At 56.2% G+C, this 15,766-nt stretch carries 17 protein-coding genes; 10 read left to right on the forward strand and 7 right to left on the reverse strand.

Annotated elements, in window-relative coordinates; translation table 11 throughout:
* Window positions 1–214: 214 nt before the first annotated feature.
* Window positions 215–640 (reverse strand): hypothetical protein, encoded by a 426-nt coding sequence (locus tag IEX75_RS02235; RefSeq protein ID WP_229720602.1) that lies wholly within the window; start codon window positions 638–640, stop codon window positions 215–217.
* 151 nt (window positions 641–791) lie between these two features.
* On the opposite strand from IEX75_RS02235, the gene IEX75_RS02240 reads away from it, so the two are divergent.
* Both IEX75_RS02240 and IEX75_RS02250 read left to right on the forward strand, forming a co-directional pair.
* Window positions 792–1,370 (forward strand): TetR/AcrR family transcriptional regulator, encoded by a 579-nt coding sequence (locus IEX75_RS02240; protein ID WP_188792625.1) that lies wholly within the window; start codon window positions 792–794, stop codon window positions 1,368–1,370.
* 678 nt (window positions 1,371–2,048) lie between these two features.
* The gene (locus IEX75_RS02250) at window positions 2,049–2,804 is read left to right on the forward strand and encodes a nuclear transport factor 2 family protein (protein ID WP_188792627.1); all 756 of its coding nucleotides are present in this window, start codon (window positions 2,049–2,051) and stop codon (window positions 2,802–2,804) included.
* 171 nt (window positions 2,805–2,975) lie between these two features.
* Here the strand turns inward: IEX75_RS02250 and IEX75_RS02255 are convergent, their stop codons facing one another.
* Both IEX75_RS02255 and IEX75_RS02260 read right to left on the reverse strand, forming a co-directional pair.
* Window positions 2,976–3,719, reverse strand: coding sequence for an SDR family NAD(P)-dependent oxidoreductase (locus tag IEX75_RS02255; protein WP_188792628.1), 744 nt, complete (start codon window positions 3,717–3,719; stop codon window positions 2,976–2,978).
* Window positions 3,720–3,721: 2 nt separating this feature from the next.
* The gene (locus tag IEX75_RS02260) at window positions 3,722–4,138 is read right to left on the reverse strand and encodes a DoxX family protein (protein ID WP_188792629.1); all 417 of its coding nucleotides are present in this window, start codon (window positions 4,136–4,138) and stop codon (window positions 3,722–3,724) included.
* A 92-nt stretch (window positions 4,139–4,230) separates the two neighbouring features.
* Between IEX75_RS02260 and IEX75_RS02265 the strand changes: the two genes are divergently transcribed.
* Window positions 4,231–4,626 (forward strand): winged helix-turn-helix transcriptional regulator, encoded by a 396-nt coding sequence (locus IEX75_RS02265; protein ID WP_188792630.1) that lies wholly within the window; start codon window positions 4,231–4,233, stop codon window positions 4,624–4,626.
* A 374-nt stretch (window positions 4,627–5,000) separates the two neighbouring features.
* On the opposite strand, the gene IEX75_RS02270 is transcribed toward IEX75_RS02265, so the two are convergent.
* A complete protein-coding gene (locus tag IEX75_RS02270; protein WP_188792631.1) occupies window positions 5,001–6,563 on the reverse strand; it encodes a HEAT repeat domain-containing protein in 1,563 nt (520 codons plus the stop codon).
* A 417-nt stretch (window positions 6,564–6,980) separates the two neighbouring features.
* On the opposite strand from IEX75_RS02270, the gene IEX75_RS02275 reads away from it, so the two are divergent.
* A complete protein-coding gene (locus tag IEX75_RS02275; RefSeq protein ID WP_188792632.1) occupies window positions 6,981–7,361 on the forward strand; it encodes a DUF6547 family protein in 381 nt (126 codons plus the stop codon).
* A gap of 187 nt (window positions 7,362–7,548) precedes the next feature.
* Window positions 7,549–8,175 carry a hypothetical protein gene (locus IEX75_RS02280; RefSeq protein WP_188792633.1) on the forward strand — a complete coding sequence of 209 codons (627 nt, stop codon included), beginning with the start codon at window positions 7,549–7,551 and terminating at the stop codon, window positions 8,173–8,175.
* 331 nt (window positions 8,176–8,506) lie between these two features.
* Here IEX75_RS02280 and IEX75_RS02285 read toward each other — a convergent pair whose 3' ends face one another.
* Window positions 8,507–8,779, reverse strand: a complete 273-nt coding sequence (locus tag IEX75_RS02285; RefSeq protein WP_188792634.1) for an XAC0095 family protein — start codon at window positions 8,777–8,779, stop codon at window positions 8,507–8,509.
* 505 nt (window positions 8,780–9,284) lie between these two features.
* Here IEX75_RS02285 and IEX75_RS02290 point away from each other — a divergent pair.
* Window positions 9,285–9,545, forward strand: coding sequence for a Rossmann-fold NAD(P)-binding domain-containing protein (locus tag IEX75_RS02290; RefSeq protein ID WP_229720603.1), 261 nt, complete (start codon window positions 9,285–9,287; stop codon window positions 9,543–9,545).
* A gap of 188 nt (window positions 9,546–9,733) precedes the next feature.
* Window positions 9,734–10,540 carry a glutathione S-transferase family protein gene (locus tag IEX75_RS02295; RefSeq protein ID WP_229720604.1) on the forward strand — a complete coding sequence of 269 codons (807 nt, stop codon included), beginning with the start codon at window positions 9,734–9,736 and terminating at the stop codon, window positions 10,538–10,540.
* Between the two features lie 268 nt (window positions 10,541–10,808).
* Here IEX75_RS02295 and IEX75_RS02300 read toward each other — a convergent pair whose 3' ends face one another.
* Both IEX75_RS02300 and IEX75_RS02305 read right to left on the reverse strand, forming a co-directional pair.
* A complete protein-coding gene (locus IEX75_RS02300; RefSeq protein WP_188792635.1) occupies window positions 10,809–11,192 on the reverse strand; it encodes a VOC family protein in 384 nt (127 codons plus the stop codon).
* 350 nt (window positions 11,193–11,542) lie between these two features.
* Window positions 11,543–12,610, reverse strand: coding sequence for a 3-keto-alpha-glucoside-1,2-lyase-like domain-containing protein (locus IEX75_RS02305; RefSeq protein WP_188792636.1), 1,068 nt, complete (start codon window positions 12,608–12,610; stop codon window positions 11,543–11,545).
* 516 nt (window positions 12,611–13,126) lie between these two features.
* Here IEX75_RS02305 and IEX75_RS02310 point away from each other — a divergent pair.
* From IEX75_RS02310 to IEX75_RS02320, 3 genes are all read left to right on the forward strand, one after another.
* Window positions 13,127–13,636: a YybH family protein gene (locus IEX75_RS02310; RefSeq protein WP_188792637.1), complete on the forward strand. Its 510-nt coding sequence runs from the start codon at window positions 13,127–13,129 to the stop codon at window positions 13,634–13,636.
* An 83-nt stretch (window positions 13,637–13,719) separates the two neighbouring features.
* Window positions 13,720–14,844, forward strand: coding sequence for a sensor histidine kinase (locus IEX75_RS02315; RefSeq protein ID WP_188792638.1), 1,125 nt, complete (start codon window positions 13,720–13,722; stop codon window positions 14,842–14,844).
* Window positions 14,837–15,616, forward strand: a complete 780-nt coding sequence (locus tag IEX75_RS02320; RefSeq protein WP_229720605.1) for a LytR/AlgR family response regulator transcription factor — start codon at window positions 14,837–14,839, stop codon at window positions 15,614–15,616. The genes IEX75_RS02315 and IEX75_RS02320 overlap by 8 nt, the downstream gene beginning before the upstream one ends.
* Window positions 15,617–15,766 lie beyond the last annotated feature (150 nt).

Raw genomic sequence — 15,766 nt, forward strand, 5'->3', positions numbered from 1 at the left:
GTAGTGTTGAATGGGCTGGCAAACATAGAGACTTCGGTTGAGTGGCAGATGCCTGTCTAGAGCGCGGCGAATTTTCCCCAGACAGCAATGGGCGAAGGCCGGAATGACGACTCGGTCATTTAATAGACCTTGGTTAGCTTGCCGATTTTGCTCAGATCATCAAGCAGAAACGTGGGGATACCTTGTCCTCCATCCTTTTTTACGCAGTTACTTCTCAAGCCGACGCAGCTTGCTGAATCGCCGCGCCCAATTCCTCGTTGGAATAGGCCCTGCCGCCAATACCCCAGGTACCATCAACGGCATAGGTTACGTTGACGAAGGTGCGCTCGCGTGGATGCGAATCCGCTTTGTGCTGGTCAATAATCTCGGTCACTTCGCTGATGAACGCTTGCGTCACTTGGGCATTGGGAAAGGTGATGGCTGGAACTTTCACTTCGACGACGGCAAGCGACTGGGGTTGGCCACCGACATAACTTTCGGAAGCCGCACTGATGACCAGGTGTCCGACGACATTCGGCGTCATGAACGCGTTGCCACTTAAACCGTGCGCACGCAGCAGTGCCTCGGAGATGAGGGGGAACACCTCGCGTTCACCCTGAGAAGTGAGAAGCCCTTGGGTAACTTGGACTGAGATAGGCATTGAAGTAACTCCTTGATCTAGATGGGTCATCGAAAAAGAGCTCTTGTTAACGCAGCACGACGGTCATATAACGATCGTGATGTAGTGATCGTTCCATAACGATCGTTATGTCGTCAAGTGCCGCATAGCGATCGTTATCTGGAGGTGTCGTATGGCGCATAGAGCAGGCCAAAAAGAACAAAGCAGGGCCAAAATTCTTAAAAGCGCGGGCCGTGTTTTTCGCAGCCACGGGTTCGGCGGTTCGGGGGTAGACGGTCTGGCAAAAGACGCTCACGTGACCTCCGGCGCGTTCTATGCACACTTCAAATCGAAGGCGGATGCCTTCCGCGAGGCCATGACGGTCGGTTTGCAAGATTTGGCACAAGCTGTCGAGCACATGCGTCAACAACTAGGAAACCGTTGGCGCGCCGGCTTCATCGACTTTTACTTGGGTGATCGGCGCACCTGCGACCTCGCAGACAGCTGTGCGCTGCAAAGCCTTTCCAGTGAAGTCGCTCGCGCAGGGGACGATGCCCGGCAAGCCTATGAGACGGAATTACGCGCCATTATCGACGCCGTGGCGGCAGGCCTTGAAGGAAAGCCGAAGGCTCGACGCGAAGAAGCCACCGCGCTGCTTGCGCTTTTAGTGGGTGGCGTCACGCTTGCGAGAGCGGTTCAAGATCCCGCGCTTGGCAATGAGATTGCGGCTGCCGTCCGTAAATCCGCACTTGCGCTGAGTGCCCATGCCTAGCATCGGCGGCCCATGGCACTGACTTAAGCATCGTCGCCCTGGCGAAAACCGGGGTCCAGTGACGTTGAGGATCTAAAAAAGCAAGTCGCGAAGCATGAAGGACGCGCGCGCCCCGTGGCTGACATACACGCATCTAGAGCACTCATCTATACTCGGCCGATGCACCCTACCCTGCCATCCATCCGACGTTCACTGCCGCTGCGCGTACTCGCGGTCGTCGCGTGGTGGACGCTGACGTTGCCGGTGTTTGCGGCGAACATGCCTATGACTGCAGTGATGGGCGCCATGCCGGCGATGCACGCCGCCAACGCAACGATGCATCGGTCGGCTTCCTCGTGCGGCGCCATGAACATGCAAACCGGCTGCTGCCCTGATCATCATCACAACGCGCACCATCCGGCTTGTACGTGCCACTGCCCCACGTCCTGCACGAACCTGCTTTTGTCGATCGATTATGATGCCGCACTGACATTCGCCATGCATGCAGACGAAGGCATGCTCGCTGTCGCCGATACGCCGTCACCGATCACTTCTCCTCCGCTCAGGCCACCAGCCGCCTGACATCGCAACGCCGTCGCACGCCATGCACCATCGCTAATCCGCGATGGCCCGGCGTGCATACACGGCCGATACGCGAATCGTGATCGGCCCTCACCCATGGCTATGAAAAATACATCGATGAAAATCTCAAACACCGCAACAAAGCGCTCTCTCGCTGTCGCCATCACCCTTCTGATGGGAGGGGTCCCTGTCACCAACACCTTCGCCCAGGCCAGCGACGCGCCGGCCGATGTCAGAAACCAGCTGTATGCCAACGACAAACTGCTGCTCAATGCCATTCATCGTGGAGATCGGGCGGCGTGGGCGCGGCTGACCACCTCCGATTTCATGTATGTCGAAGAGGGGCAAGTCGCCCGGCGCGATGAGTTCTTGCGTGAACTCGAAGAAGACGGCCTCCTGCCGCTGATTATTCGCAACTACGAGGTCAAGATCATCGGCGACACCGCGCAGGTCTTTCATCAGGACGACGTATCGCAACGCCCCGGCGATATTGACGTAAGCAAGGCTCACCTGCTCATGACGGAAACCTGGCAACGCATCGATGGCAAGTGGTTGCTGCGGATCGTGCATACCGACCGCATCCGCATCAATCCGCCCCCGATAACGCTTACCTCAAGCCAGATCGACGAATTGGCCGGCACGTATCGAAACGCCAACAGCACTTACGTGATCCGGCGCGAGGGCGATCGCATCCTGGGCGGCAAGCCCGGCGGACCTTTTGTGGCGTTGAAGGCGGAAACACGCGACGTGCTGTTCCAGCCCGACAACGTCTACAAGCGGGATGTGTTTCAGCGCGATGCGAGCGGACGCGTTACGGGTTTCGTCGCGAGGAACGAAAACACCGATCGTCCGTGGGCACGTGTCGGGACGTGATGGGCGCATTTAATGCCCGCTCGGCATGGCGCTGGCTTTGATGTGTACCATTTTTGCTCGTCATTCCGGCCTTCGTCGGAATGACGGCTCGCTTGGAAAGGGAATCGAAGCAACTCCGGATTTCGATCGCATGACAAGCGAAAACATGGGCTGTGTGCTGAACGTTCCGACTTAGCGCGCGCTATCGATGATCGAACCGCCATCCGGAGTGAGGCTATAGCCCGTTAAGTACTGTGCGTCCTTGCTTGCGAGGAACAGGACCACGGGTGCGATGTCGTCCTCCGGTGTTCCGAAGCGTCCCAGCGGATTACTCGGAGGCGGTACGTTAGCCTCCGGGCCCCACGTCTCTGCCAGAGGCAGAACATTATTCACGGTGATTTTGTCGACGGCCCACTCGCGTGCAGCGGTGCGGGTAAGCGCGCGTACCGCTTCTTTGGCCATGTTGTAGGGACCATAACCGACAAGGCCCAGCACACCGGCCATTGAACCAAAATTGATGACGCGCCCTGCCCCGCTTGCCTTGAGATAGGGATAGCAAAGCTGCATGGTTCTTAGGTAGGCAATAGGCCCCATATCCAAATTGCGCTGCAACTGCGTAACCGTCAGATCGACGATGGACGAGAACGGCGCAGAGAAATCAAACGCATTGTTCACGAGAATATCGATGCCGCCGTAAGTCGCGACCACTGTCCCGACAGCCGCGTTGACCTGCTCCCATTTGCTGATGTCGCACGTAACACCGATTGCATCGCCACCCGCGGCTTTAATGCTTGCAACGACGGCATCCACGTTGGCAGGTGTAAGCGAAAGAACGGCCACCTTGGCGCCTTCGGCTGCAAACAGTTTGGCGGTGGCGCGACCGATGCCGCGGCCCGCGCCGGTGACAATCGCTACTTTTCCACTGAGTCGGCCCATGGTTAGCTCCTTTCATTGAGGGTTACTTGATGTACTGCCGCGGTCACGCCATGCGGCGACGGAACACCGCGGGCAGTGTTTTGAGTGGTGAAAGACACCGTCAAAAGCACGAGCCCCACGAATGCCGGCAGCGCGGCACCTGGCTTGCGAACACCGACATGTGCCAGCAACGCAAGCAGCAAGTGATAGAAGATGCCTGCATAGGCAAGGTCGCTTAACGGCACGCTGAAACGCGACAGGATGGCGACTACGGCCAAGATTTTTACAACAGTGAGGACCGATACAAGGTAGCCAGGGTAGCCAAGCTCAACCAGGTTCTGACGAACCCATTCACGCTTGGCGATATACATCGTTGCAGAGGTGAGGTAGAGCAGCGACAGCAGCGCCGTGCTGATCCAGTACGCGTAGTTTGCGGCCATGTGCAGTTCCTAGAGGGCATTTACATCAACTTTCCCCTAGGATTGGCCGCTAGATGAAAATGCACAAGTAGGATGAAATCATTGGGGTTAGTATGAAAAAGAATACTCATGGCGATGACGAGATCAACATGCACGAGGAGATGCGCCGAGCATTCGCGCTGCTCTCCGGCAAGTGGAAACTCGAAATCATGTGGCTGCTCAATCAGCGCATGTATCGCTTTGGAGAACTGCGCAAGGCCATTCCAGGTATCACGCAGCACATGCTGACGGCGCAGCTTCGTGAGCTGGAAGCAGACGGCTTGGTGTCGCGCACGGTTTTCGCGGAAGTGCCTCCGCGCGTGGAGTATCAGATCACCCAAAAGGCTCGCGGGCTCGGGCCAACGATGGAGGCGCTTACGGCCTGGTGGAATGAGTATGGGAAGACGGTACCGGTGAAACCTGCATCGCGTGGCCGCAAAGCCAGGGTGGTGAAATCCAAGCCGAAGTGACGCCCAAAATAGCAGGGCCACGCAGGTCCAAGGCGGCAATATAAAAGTGCAAAAACACGGCGGAAGCAGCTAAGCAAGAGTAACCACTTCAGTCCCTAAGGTTTCCCCAAGTTTTCTGCTTGATGATCTGGACAAAATCAGCAAGCTAGCCGAGGTTTATTAAATTACCAAGCCGTCATTCCGGCGAAGGCCGGAATCCATGCTTCGTATTCACCATGGATTCCGGCCTTCGCCGGAATGACGCCGAAGTAAAAATGCCAAGTATTGGCCGCGAAGAAGCCCATCCTTGAACAGCTCGAAAAACGTGGGGATACCTCAGGGACGGAGATTATTTAATCTCACTTAATTACCTCCGCTCATTTTCGCTGCATCCATCAATGCCGCACAATCGCCTGCTCAATTTCGCGATAGGCCACTTCATCCATTTCGCTGCGACGGCTTTCCAAGAGCTCTAGAAGGCTAGACCGACGTGTTGGTCCCAGCGGCGAATAGCGATTGCTATCTGCGACCAAATCGCCCAGAACCGTCACGAACCAAAGAAGTTCACGTTGCTCACTTGGACGAATACTAAGAACCATAGCAAGCCTGTCCCAATGATTCAGTTCACGAAGCAATCGCCTCAATTGTTCCCGGGTGACTGACGTGGCCGCCTCTGACGTAAGCGTTGTCATGAGACGGTTCAGGTCGAACCGAACTGCCCCATTCCTTACCGAAGTAGCCAATTCCCCCTGTATCCGCGTCGAAGGCGTTGACAGGATCTGCAGGAACTCGTCGTCTGAAAATTCCCCACCTGCGCGGATGATTCCTCGCATGCACAATAGGCGAACAAGCCCTCCGGGGTATGGCAACCAACGTTTGAACCGAGAGATATCCTGCGACTCCGGGTTGTCTGTGAGCGACGTCAAGGCCCCCAAAGTTGGTCGCAAGGCATCGTTATCGATGACCGAACGCCAATATTCGATCGCGCTTTCCGAATACCTTTCCCTCAATAAAAAGGCTGCCAAAGACCGTACGCCTGCGGCTTTGTCCCCCAGCATTCTGTGAATGACCTCGCGTGGCAGCGATGGATCGCGGTCTGCCAGGATACGAAGCGACTCGCGCCTAATAACGGGATGGTTTGCCCCTATACCGAACTTCGCCAATTCGTGCGTTCGCTTTTCCTCGCATCGATGTGCCGAATATCGAAGTGCGTAAAGTGCGATCCTTGGACTAGGGTCACTGATCGCAGAATCCAGCAGATCGAATCCTAACAGCGCATTCACTTCAAGGGATTTTTCATAAGCCCATGCTCGAACCTTCGCATTCGAGCTTTGAAGAAGGCTGCGCAGCGCACGTGGTGATTCACTGCGCAGTATCCAGCCTTCAACGCTACGACTGAACCATTCACGATCCAGACGTTCACGGTTTACCAATCTGATTACAAGCGGCCAAACAGCTACTACATCCTCTTCCCGGCAAAGATTCAAAAGCCTTACGGCCGATTGTTGTGCAATCTCCCTAACCATAGGGACCCAATCGGCACATCGAATGAGTGCAGCCGCAAGAGTCAGCTTCCCAGCAAACTCAGGCAGCAGCCTTAGCGCCTGCTCTCGAATACGCCCATTGCCATGACCCGCCGCCAAGAACAGCAGGGTTTGACGCATCGGTGTATTTATCTTCGATGTTGTGATTTCGGCAAGAACGCTTGCCGGCCAGTCACGGAAAGCTATTCCGTAGTAAGTTCTGAGCCGCTCGTCGATGTCGAATAGGCGCTCAACTGGCAAGCTTTGCAAAAAATCTTCTATTGGTACGGCCGCGTCGTTACCACTAAGCGGCCGTAGAAACTGAAACTGCTTGCTCAAGAAGTCCTCGGGCGAGAACGCCGATTCTCCACCGTTGTCTTTACCCGGCTCCTGTGCCCCAAGGAATTTGAAGAATCGCTTCCAATCTGTCGACACGTCGTTGCTCCCTAACACCCCAATCTAACTGCGTTACTCAGGACTTCCTTGCCCGCGACGTGCATGTCGCTCTCCATTCTGGTCACCACTCCCCTCTCCTACTTCATCTACAGCACCAAAGGTTACCGTGATGAATGGGTGATCTTTCCGATACGCACTTTGTTTGTCAAAGGATAGGGCTTGGCGGAAGCAAGCATTACGTAAATCATTGTTTCATAAAGGCACAAGCACACGTTGCCGATGGGCAGCACGCAAAGTGCGTACACAACACCGCCCTGCAGCACGTACTTTAGTTTCAAAAGTGCACGGACTTTGGTGTCCCACCCACGCTTGGTCAGGGGTATCCGCTTCCGAGCCGAGAGCGGACATTTGGAAAGTATGCGATTCTCATATGGACTTCCTTGGTAATCAGGTCCCATGCCAAGCGCCAACGACCCAGCTGCGACGTATAAGGCAATCATTGACCAGCTCGTGGATGAAACGCGCCTAAGGAGCGTTCTTGCAGAACGCGCCCATGAAAATCGACCATTTCCTCTTGCTAGTGGATGGTCCAACTTCAATGAACTGCTTTCATCACTTACGGAACATCAACGCAACTTGATGTCCGAGGTTCTTCGAGCGGAGCGTGTGAGTGCTATTCATGACGTCCTAGCACTGTTTTCTTGGTGGATTGAGAGTCAAGGCGTTGGTCTGTCACTCGATGGCGAGCCGATGCCAGTGGATTTCAGCGGCGAGGGACTGCACGGTGATTTCATCGGCCGCTGTGGTGATTGGGCTTGGCCGGACGATACCGCATAGCGAACAGAGGTAAAAATGGGATGAGGATGTTCAATATGCAGCTGGCGACCGTTACCTCCGACCCAAGAGTACGGCGATGCGTTATGCGCAAGTGAGGCAGCGTAGAACGTTGTCTTAGCTTTTATTGATCCGGTGCTGCAGCTGAACAATTCGCTTCAGGGCAAAGTCGTGGAGACAGGGGGCTAGGATGAAAATGGTGGTGTCAAGAGACTGGATTGATAACGCACCCGACGACACACAGGTAAAAGTGCGGACGTCGCGTTATTTTTCGGCACACCACATGATGAGCGAGGCAGCAAGGGAGGCCTTGGAAGGGGCATCTGAGCAAAGTGCTTTGACTGCAATCATCATGAGTGCCATGGCTGCTGAGGCGTTAGCTAACGCAGTAGGTGGACTGATACTCGGTGACGTGTGGAAAGATATCGAAAAAAATCTGTCGCCGTGGGGAAAATATCGACTGATCTGCCGAGAGCTAAAAATCCCGTGTAAGGGCGTAGTGGATTGGGAGCGCTTAAAAAGGCTTTTTACCCTGAGAAATGAGATCGCTCACGCGAAGCCGGAGCGCGTGGAGAGCACCTTGGAAATGACCATGGGCGAGCATAAGGCAAGTTGGCTCGGTGATATAACGATCTTCGGCGCCTCAAAGCTCGAAAAAAAATTGACCAAGGAAATGGCGCGAGAAGCGGTGGAAGCTTTTGAAAGGATCTGGGACATTCTGGTAGCTGCTTTGGACGGCGGCAATAAGAGCGTCATCGATGGCGACTGTGCATGGATTGATGTAGCACCAGCTGATGTGATTTCGCCAAGTTCGTAATGAGTTTTCACTATGAAAAAGTGGCTCCAGGTCTGCGGCATCCCCACGTTTTTCGAGCTGTTCAAGGAATGGCTTTTTCGCGGCCAATATTTAGCATTTTTACCTCGACGTCATTCCGGCGAAGGCCGGAATCCAGTTCAAAAACGCGGTGCGAAGCACTCAACATAAGAAGTGTTGTGTCCTTCGGACGCATGTTTAAACTGGATTCCGGCTTTCGCCGGAATGACGACTCGCTTCGACATTGCATTGACATAGCTGCGGATTTCACTGGAAAAGCAGGCAAAGACGTGGGGATGCCTCAGAACCCAGCACCGTTCTTCCAGCCCCATCGCTACTGCCATGTACGGCTTTCAGTCTCCAGCCAATTCTCATTCCCCAGACACTCAAGCACATCATCAACCTGCAGAATGATCGCCTGAAAAATAAAGTACAGCTCGGCGCGGCCGATGGTCATCGTGGTGTTGTCATCCACCGCGTTCTCCTCGTTATAGGTGATATGCGCCATCACATTCAGCATGTTTAGCAGACGTTTCAGGATTTCGTAGCCGTCTTGGGACAATAGATAGAGTTGCGGGCCGCGGGGCTCGCCTTGCATGTTTTCCATTTGTGTTCTCCACACGCTTAGGTCACGCCGCGTATTGCGCGCGGCGTGAAGGGCTTCAGGAAAAATCCTGCTTGTTTTGTCGGAATCAGCTGCTTCCGTTTCGACAAGTGCCCACTTCGGCCCGACGTCGCGCAGTTTGCGCGGCGGAGAAGTAGGGGAAATGCACCAGGGTGGGAGCACGAAGACGTGCGGGTGCCTTATGATCGGGGATAACCATGGTCAACTGTCTCGCTAGTTGGTTGTGGCCAGCGGATCGTTTGGGCTGTCACCCAGGCGATCCGCGCTACTTCTTTCATGTCGGGCGTGTCGCGGTCATCTCGCTGGATGGGCACGCCCGACTGCCGCACCTTCGCATAAAACATGTTCCATCATCTGTCGGTGGTGAGTGCTTTGACGCGTTGGCGAATGCCTACGCGGCGCAGGTGAAAGCGATCAAGCACGCTTAATGCGACGACACGTAATTTGTTGAACTGCGAGGGGCTTGCATAGCCGACGGCATGGTTCGATGGTTCGCACGCCGCGTTCCATCGCCGATTACGATGCTTTGTTCGATCCGATCCGAAAGGGTCGTGAGGAAAGGAGCGGCAAACAGTTGGGTGATCCCATCAAGGCTGCACGCGCCATGCTCGCCGTGATCGTTAGCGATACGCCTCCTGCGCATCTGTTGCTGGGTAGCGATGCGCTTGATCTGGTGCGCGAGAAGCTGTCGGGGTTGGCTGAAGAATTCAAAGGCTGGGAAATAGTCACGCGTTCGACGGATGGGTGAGGTGCTGGAACATTGCCTCTACTGCTCGTCATTCCGGCGAAAGCCGGAATCCAGTTCAAATACGCTGTGCGAAGCACTCAACATAAAAAAATATCGTGTGCTTCGCACGTCATTTTTTAACTGGATTCCGGCTTTCGCCGGAATGACGAGGGTTGGGTCTCTGGTAGTTGAAGCATCCCTAAGTTCGGATGCGTTGGACCGTTGAAACCCTGCGAAAAATTGCCTCTACGTTGCAACCCGTCACGTTTGTTACTCCCACCTTTCGAGTACTCGACGGCAATCTCTCTCGATCGCCGAGCATCGGAAACAACCGATCACGGCACGACACGAGGAGAAATGGCATGAAAGATATCGCTGTGTGGGGCTTCGCCTGGGTACCGCCCTTTGCCCAGGGCCTGGTGCGCGATCTGCGCGTGCGCTGGGCGCTCGAAGAGGCGGGGCTTCCCTACGAAAGCAGGTGGATCGGCATAGATCAGCGAACCTCGGAGGGCTATCGGCGCAAACATCCTTTTGGCGTGGTACCCGTGCTGGATAGCGATGGCGAAACCATGATCGAGTCAGGCGCCATCATTTATGCCATCGCCGAGCAGTGCGACGTGCTCATGCCGCGCAACCTTCGCATCGAGACGCTCGCCTGGATGTTCGCCGCGCTCAATACCGTCGAGCCATCGCTCTGGAACCTCTTCGTGATTGACCAACTGAAGAACGACGAGGCGTGGACGACGCTGCGCCGTCCCGGTGCGGTCGACGAAGTGAGGGATCGGCTGGCCGCACTTTCTGCCTGGCTTGAGGGCCGCGAGTATTTGCTTGGACGCTTCACGGCAGCCGATATCCTGATGGCGACCGTGCTGAGGTTCGTGCGGCATACGAATCTGGTGGCGGAGTTCTCGCCGCTCGATAGCTATCTGAAGCGTTGCGAGGCGCGGCCGGCATTTCAAGCTGCCTTGCGCAATCAGGCGGCGGGTTACGTGCAAAACGCTCCGGTCGCGGCCTGAGAGGTTGAGGTATTTCCACGTTTCCCGCTCAGCGGCACCCAAAAGTCGAAGAGATAGATGCGTGATGCCCCTGCTCGTCATTCCGGCGAAAGCCGGAATCCAGTTTAAACATGCGTCCGAAGGACACGACACTTTTATGTTGAGTGCTTCGCACAACGTATTTGAACTGGATTCCGGCTTTCGCCGGAATGACGATTCGCTTCGGCATGGAACCGATGTGAACCATGGACTTCGCTGGCATGGCGGAAAGCCAGGAACGAAGCCGTCTTCATGACTCCGAAGGCGGTTGCCAGAGCTCTACCTTGTTACCTTCAGGATCGATAACCCAACCGAATTTGCCATACTCGGATTCGTCGACCTTGTCCTCGACGTTGCAGCCTTCGGCCCTGAGGGCAGCCAACAGCGCGTGCAGGTCATCGACACGATAGTTGATCATGAAACTGGATGTGCTCGGTGCAAAGTGCGACGTGTCTTGCTTGAAGAGATTCCATGCCGTGACTCCTTCGCCATGCGCATGGTCGTCGGCCCATCGGAAAGCAACACCGCCCCACGCTTCCACTTTCAAACCAAGATGCACGCGATACCAATCCGTCAATGCCTTGGGATCTTTCGCCTTGAAGAACACTCCACCGATGCCGGTAACCCGTTTCATGTCGTCTCCTTGATCGAGCGATGGGGCGCAGGTCGTTTCGCACCTGACGCAGATTGAGCCACAAGTCGCCTGATACTTTCAGTCCGACCTTTGCTTGTCAAAGGACCCGCTTGGACGTGGAGAAAGCAATCCTAAGCAGCTATCTGCTGCCAGCACCTGCTTTGGAGTCATGCCAACATGTGGACATGGAACCCGTGTATGTACTGGCTGTACAAATACGGGGTTAAAGGGGAAGTACGTCGCTGAGCCCACACAACATCTCGGGAAGATGACATGAGTTTTCAAAGGCGCCATCGGAGGGGAATCCGATCGAATTGTGGCAACCTTCCTGATAGCACGAACAAGGATGGTTACTTTTCCGCAATGCCCTCAGCGCGATCCATTCGCATGATGAAACCCCAACCATAACGTCCTCGCATATCGGGCGTATTGCCATCGATGGCCACGACGATCTCGTTGGCGCCTTTGTGCAGCGGAAGGTCGAAACCGTCGTTTTCCAGTGAGAGTCGGCCGTCCGGGGGTTTGCGGCCGCCTTTTACGCTGTAGAGGTTCTTGCCGGAAAACACGGATTTGCCGTTCGCGAATACCCAGATCTCGCGCAGCCAGCCGACCGCGACATGTCGAACCTGATCGCGATCGGCGTACAGCGTCGTGCGGAGCCAGACCACCTGCGGTGGTGCTTGCTTGGGTGTCGGGGCGTACAACCGGCTCAGGTTGATAAGGCCACCGTAGTCGGCGGTGATCGGTGACCAGTGCGACGTGGCGGCGGGCATGTTCGAAAAGTCGAGATGGTCCGTCGTGCTCATCGACACGGGATCGGTACCTTGCCATCGAACAAGATAGCGGCGATCGCTTGCGGCAGGGTCTGCCGGCGCTTTGGGGTCGAGACCATCCGTCACACCGGGTGCAAGCGTAAGGTTGGCGTAGTAGGCCGTGCCCTCGAAGGCGATGGTTCCAGTGCCGCCATCGCCTTCCAAGTGCGCGACGCGCAGCGAAGGTTCTGTTCGACCGTTCACATACACGTTCATACGCTTGCCGGAGATGATGAGCCGGATGTGATTCCACTCGTTTTCGCGGAACGGCGCCGATGCTTGATATTGCGGGTAAACATCCCACAGTACGCGGCCTTTGATGATGGGGACGTACTGCAAGCAGTCCTGGGACGCGGGGCAGTCAGGGCTGACACGGATATAGAGCATCTCGGCCGTGTCACCGTCTTTCTGGTGAAAACGGATGCCCGGCATTTCTTCGCCGACAGGTTTGATGTCGAACTCGATGGTGCCGTTGCCGAAGTGTTCGTCTTTCAGCGCGACAAAGCCTTGTTCACTTTCGGAGGTCACCTGAAGGATGCCGTTCGGGAAGGCTTCCTTGGTGATGAATGTCGCATTGCCGGTGGACTGCCAGGTGGCAGCTTTCAAGGGGATTTGCGACGGGGGAGTCGTCGAGGCAAAGGTCGATGTCGTACTTATCATGCCGAGTGTCCACGCCAAATGGATCAATCTTTTTTTCATGGGTATCTATCGAAGGATGGATGCGTGCACTCTGGCGGCATGCCTGCTCGGCGTCTTGCAGGATGATGCGAAATGGATGTGTGGTGTGCCGAGACGGATGATGGGTGTAGTTGCCTGACGTCATTCCGGTGAAGGCGCACTGCTGTCCGACCAAATTTTCAGTTCACTGGATCTGCTCCCTCCCCTACGTGCAGTAGGAGAGGGTTGGGGTGGGGTGAAGCAACCTCGCGACGAACTCAAACGTGGCGGCAAGCTCGCACAACCCCTCCCCAGCCCTCCCCTGCACGCAGGGGAGGGAGTCTGTTTAGCGCCATTCCGTTTAAGAATGCGCCTGAGCCGCTTCGTAACATTTATGCCCCGCTGCCCGCCAGGAAACCCTATTTTCGTGACGTTTCCAAATGCGCCACACCCAGCGAGACATTTATGAAAAAGATGATTTTGATTGCCGCCATTTTCCTGACTTTTGGATGCAGCATCGCCGCTGCGGCTCCTTCCGATGACGCTGCCACCACCGCAACACAAGCTGTGGCAGATATCCAGCACGTCATGGACACCTATCACCATGCCGTGGCCAGCCACGATGGCCAAGGCGTTTCCGCACTGTTTCTGCACAACGGTACGTTGGTGAACGTCCTGTCCGATAAAGCTTTCGCCGCCGAAAAAGCGAAGGCCAACCCGAAGCCGAAAGTGCGCATCAGCAGCTATCAGGATTTTGCCAAGTTCGTATCCAGCACAAAATCGTCGCTTGATCCTCGCCATATCGACGTTCAGATCAAGAGCGACGGTACGGTAGCCTCGGTCTATTTTCATTTCGACTTCGTCATGGACGGCAAAGTGGAGAACCATGGCGATGAAACATGGCAGCTGGTCAAGACCGTCGATGGTTGGCGCATTGTCATCATCACTTATTCATCCAATCCCGGCGCCGCGTAAATCGATCTGACCGATTCGATAACGTGGGCTCGACCGATGCGCCCGTGTAGGATGCATGGGCGTTTGGCGAGATGATGAGGACGATGGTGCGCTCGATACCGAACCCTGCCCGGCGTGTGGGAAACGGCGCGGATTCCAAGTGGCGCCTGGCGCTGATATCCCTGCTGGCCTGGACCGCCGTCGGGGTTATTTTTGCGGTGCCACGTTTCGCCTCGACCGCCGCATGGTGGTTCACCCTGCGTGCCTCGCTGGCAGAATGGTGGACGTGGGGATGGCTGGCCCCGGCGATTATCGCGCTGGACCGACGCCTGCCGATCGCGGTGAACAGCCTGGGTACGCGGCTTGCCGTCCACATCGTGATCGGCATTCCAGTCACCTTGGTTTACAGCTATCTCGCCGCGATGCTTCAGGTGATCGTGGGTGTGAAGGCATGGCCCGATGCGATCGGCCTGGGACCTTTGCACGAAGCCTTGAAGGGCGGCTTTTTGTGGAGCCTGTTGGTCTACCTGCTGGTGGTCGGTGGTTGGCAAGCGGTGCAATACAGCCAGCATTACCTTGCTGCACAACTAAGGCTGGAACGGCTGGAGCGCAATTTTTCCGAGGCACGCTTGAATGTATTGCGCATGCAGCTCGATCCGCATTTTCTTTTCAACGCACTCAACACCATCTCTTCCCTCATTACCAGCCAGCCCAAACTCGCGCGCGGCATGATCGAGCAGTTGGGCGACCTGCTGCGTCTTTCGCTGGAGTCCGGGCGCCGGCAGCAAGTGCGTCTTGGCGAGGAGCTGGAGTTTCTCGGTCACTATCTCGCCATTCAGAAGACGCGCTTTGGCGATAGCTTGCACGTTGTCATCGACGTTCCCGCGTCCGCCCGTAACGTCATGGTGCCAAGCCTTATCCTGCAACCGCTGGTCGAGAATGCGGTTCGCCACGGATTGTCACCGCGACCCGGTGGCGGCACCGTCTGGGTGCGCGCAATGGTTGAGGATGCCGTTTTGCGCATCACGGTCGAGGACGACGGCGTTGGGCTTGGCGAGGACTGGACGGACGATCGCGCCGGATTGGGGCTAGGCGTCACGCGCGAACGCATCGCCGTGCTGCACGGAACGGAGCAGGCCAATCTGCGGATTGCTCCCCGCGAAGATGGCGGCACATGCGTTTGTGTCTCGATACCCGCAAGCACGGCGGAGGCGGATGGCGATGACTGAGCGAACCACGTATCGGGTTCTTATCGTCGACGACGAGCAACCAGCGCGCCAGCGCCTGCGCGAGCTGATGCACAACGATCCCGATGTCGGCGAGATGATGGAAGCGGAGAACGGACTCGATGCCGTCGAGGCGATTCTGCAAAAGCAGCCCGACATCGTTTTTCTGGATGTTCAAATGCCGGGGCTCGATGGCCTGGGCGTGATCGATACGATCGGCATCGAGCGCATGCCCGTCACGGTATTCGTGACGGCGTTCGATCAGCATGCCGTGCGCGCCTTCGAATCCGCCGCCATCGACTATGTACTCAAGCCCTTCGGCGATGAGCGCATGGAAGCGGCTTTCGCCCGCGCCAAGGCGCGCCTCGACGACAAATATGTGCGCGAATTCGGCCAGAGCGTGCTCACGTTGCTCGATAGCCGCCGCCTGGACAAACCATTTCTTGATCGCATCGTTATTCGAGAGCGCGACAAGACTGATCTGATCCGCGTCGAATCGATCGACTGCATCGAAAGCGCGGGCGTGTATGTGGCATTGCATGTCGGCCAGGAGCGCATCATTCATCGCGCGGCTCTCGGCGAACTCGTCGGGCGGCTCGATCCGCGCCGCTTCGTTCGTGTTCATCGCTCCACGGTCGTCAACATCGACAGCATCCTTCATCTGGAACCGGCAACGCACGGAGAATTCGATCTCGTGCTGCGCGGCGGCCATCGTGTCCATGTCAGCCGCACGTTTCGGCCGCTGCTTGAAGCGCGACTGGGACAACCGTTGTAATTCCTGGTTTACAAAAGCGCCACACGCAGCTTGCACGCAAGTTTGTGCTGGCAAAATCCTGGGTCAGGCATCAGCGCACGCATTCACGCTGTAACGAAGCGCGCCTAGGATTTAATTGCCATGACTTTTTTCCTAGCTATCGTTTGGACC

The organism is Dyella nitratireducens, from assembly GCF_014642835.1.
In the GTDB taxonomy this organism is placed as follows: Bacteria; Pseudomonadota; Gammaproteobacteria; order Xanthomonadales; family Rhodanobacteraceae; genus Dyella_B; species Dyella_B nitratireducens.

Bases quoted from the DNA above. Each gene is read 5' to 3' on its own strand.
- IEX75_RS02235 (WP_229720602.1), bottom strand. From the start codon at position 640: ATGCCTATCTCAGTCCAAGTTACCCAAGGGCTTCTCACTTCTCAGGGT.
- IEX75_RS02240 (WP_188792625.1), top strand. From the start codon at position 792: ATGGCGCATAGAGCAGGCCAAAAAGAACAAAGCAGGGCCAAAATTCTT.
- IEX75_RS02250 (WP_188792627.1), top strand. From the start codon at position 2,049: ATGAAAATCTCAAACACCGCAACAAAGCGCTCTCTCGCTGTCGCCATC.
- IEX75_RS02255 (WP_188792628.1), bottom strand. From the start codon at position 3,719: ATGGGCCGACTCAGTGGAAAAGTAGCGATTGTCACCGGCGCGGGCCGC.
- IEX75_RS02260 (WP_188792629.1), bottom strand. From the start codon at position 4,138: ATGGCCGCAAACTACGCGTACTGGATCAGCACGGCGCTGCTGTCGCTG.
- IEX75_RS02265 (WP_188792630.1), top strand. From the start codon at position 4,231: ATGAAAAAGAATACTCATGGCGATGACGAGATCAACATGCACGAGGAG.
- IEX75_RS02275 (WP_188792632.1), top strand. From the start codon at position 6,981: ATGCCAAGCGCCAACGACCCAGCTGCGACGTATAAGGCAATCATTGAC.
- IEX75_RS02280 (WP_188792633.1), top strand. From the start codon at position 7,549: ATGAAAATGGTGGTGTCAAGAGACTGGATTGATAACGCACCCGACGAC.
- IEX75_RS02285 (WP_188792634.1), bottom strand. From the start codon at position 8,779: ATGGAAAACATGCAAGGCGAGCCCCGCGGCCCGCAACTCTATCTATTG.
- IEX75_RS02290 (WP_229720603.1), top strand. From the start codon at position 9,285: ATGGTTCGCACGCCGCGTTCCATCGCCGATTACGATGCTTTGTTCGAT.
- IEX75_RS02295 (WP_229720604.1), top strand. From the start codon at position 9,734: ATGCGTTGGACCGTTGAAACCCTGCGAAAAATTGCCTCTACGTTGCAA.
- IEX75_RS02300 (WP_188792635.1), bottom strand. From the start codon at position 11,192: ATGAAACGGGTTACCGGCATCGGTGGAGTGTTCTTCAAGGCGAAAGAT.
- IEX75_RS02310 (WP_188792637.1), top strand. From the start codon at position 13,127: ATGAAAAAGATGATTTTGATTGCCGCCATTTTCCTGACTTTTGGATGC.
- IEX75_RS02315 (WP_188792638.1), top strand. From the start codon at position 13,720: ATGGTGCGCTCGATACCGAACCCTGCCCGGCGTGTGGGAAACGGCGCG.
- IEX75_RS02320 (WP_229720605.1), top strand. From the start codon at position 14,837: ATGACTGAGCGAACCACGTATCGGGTTCTTATCGTCGACGACGAGCAA.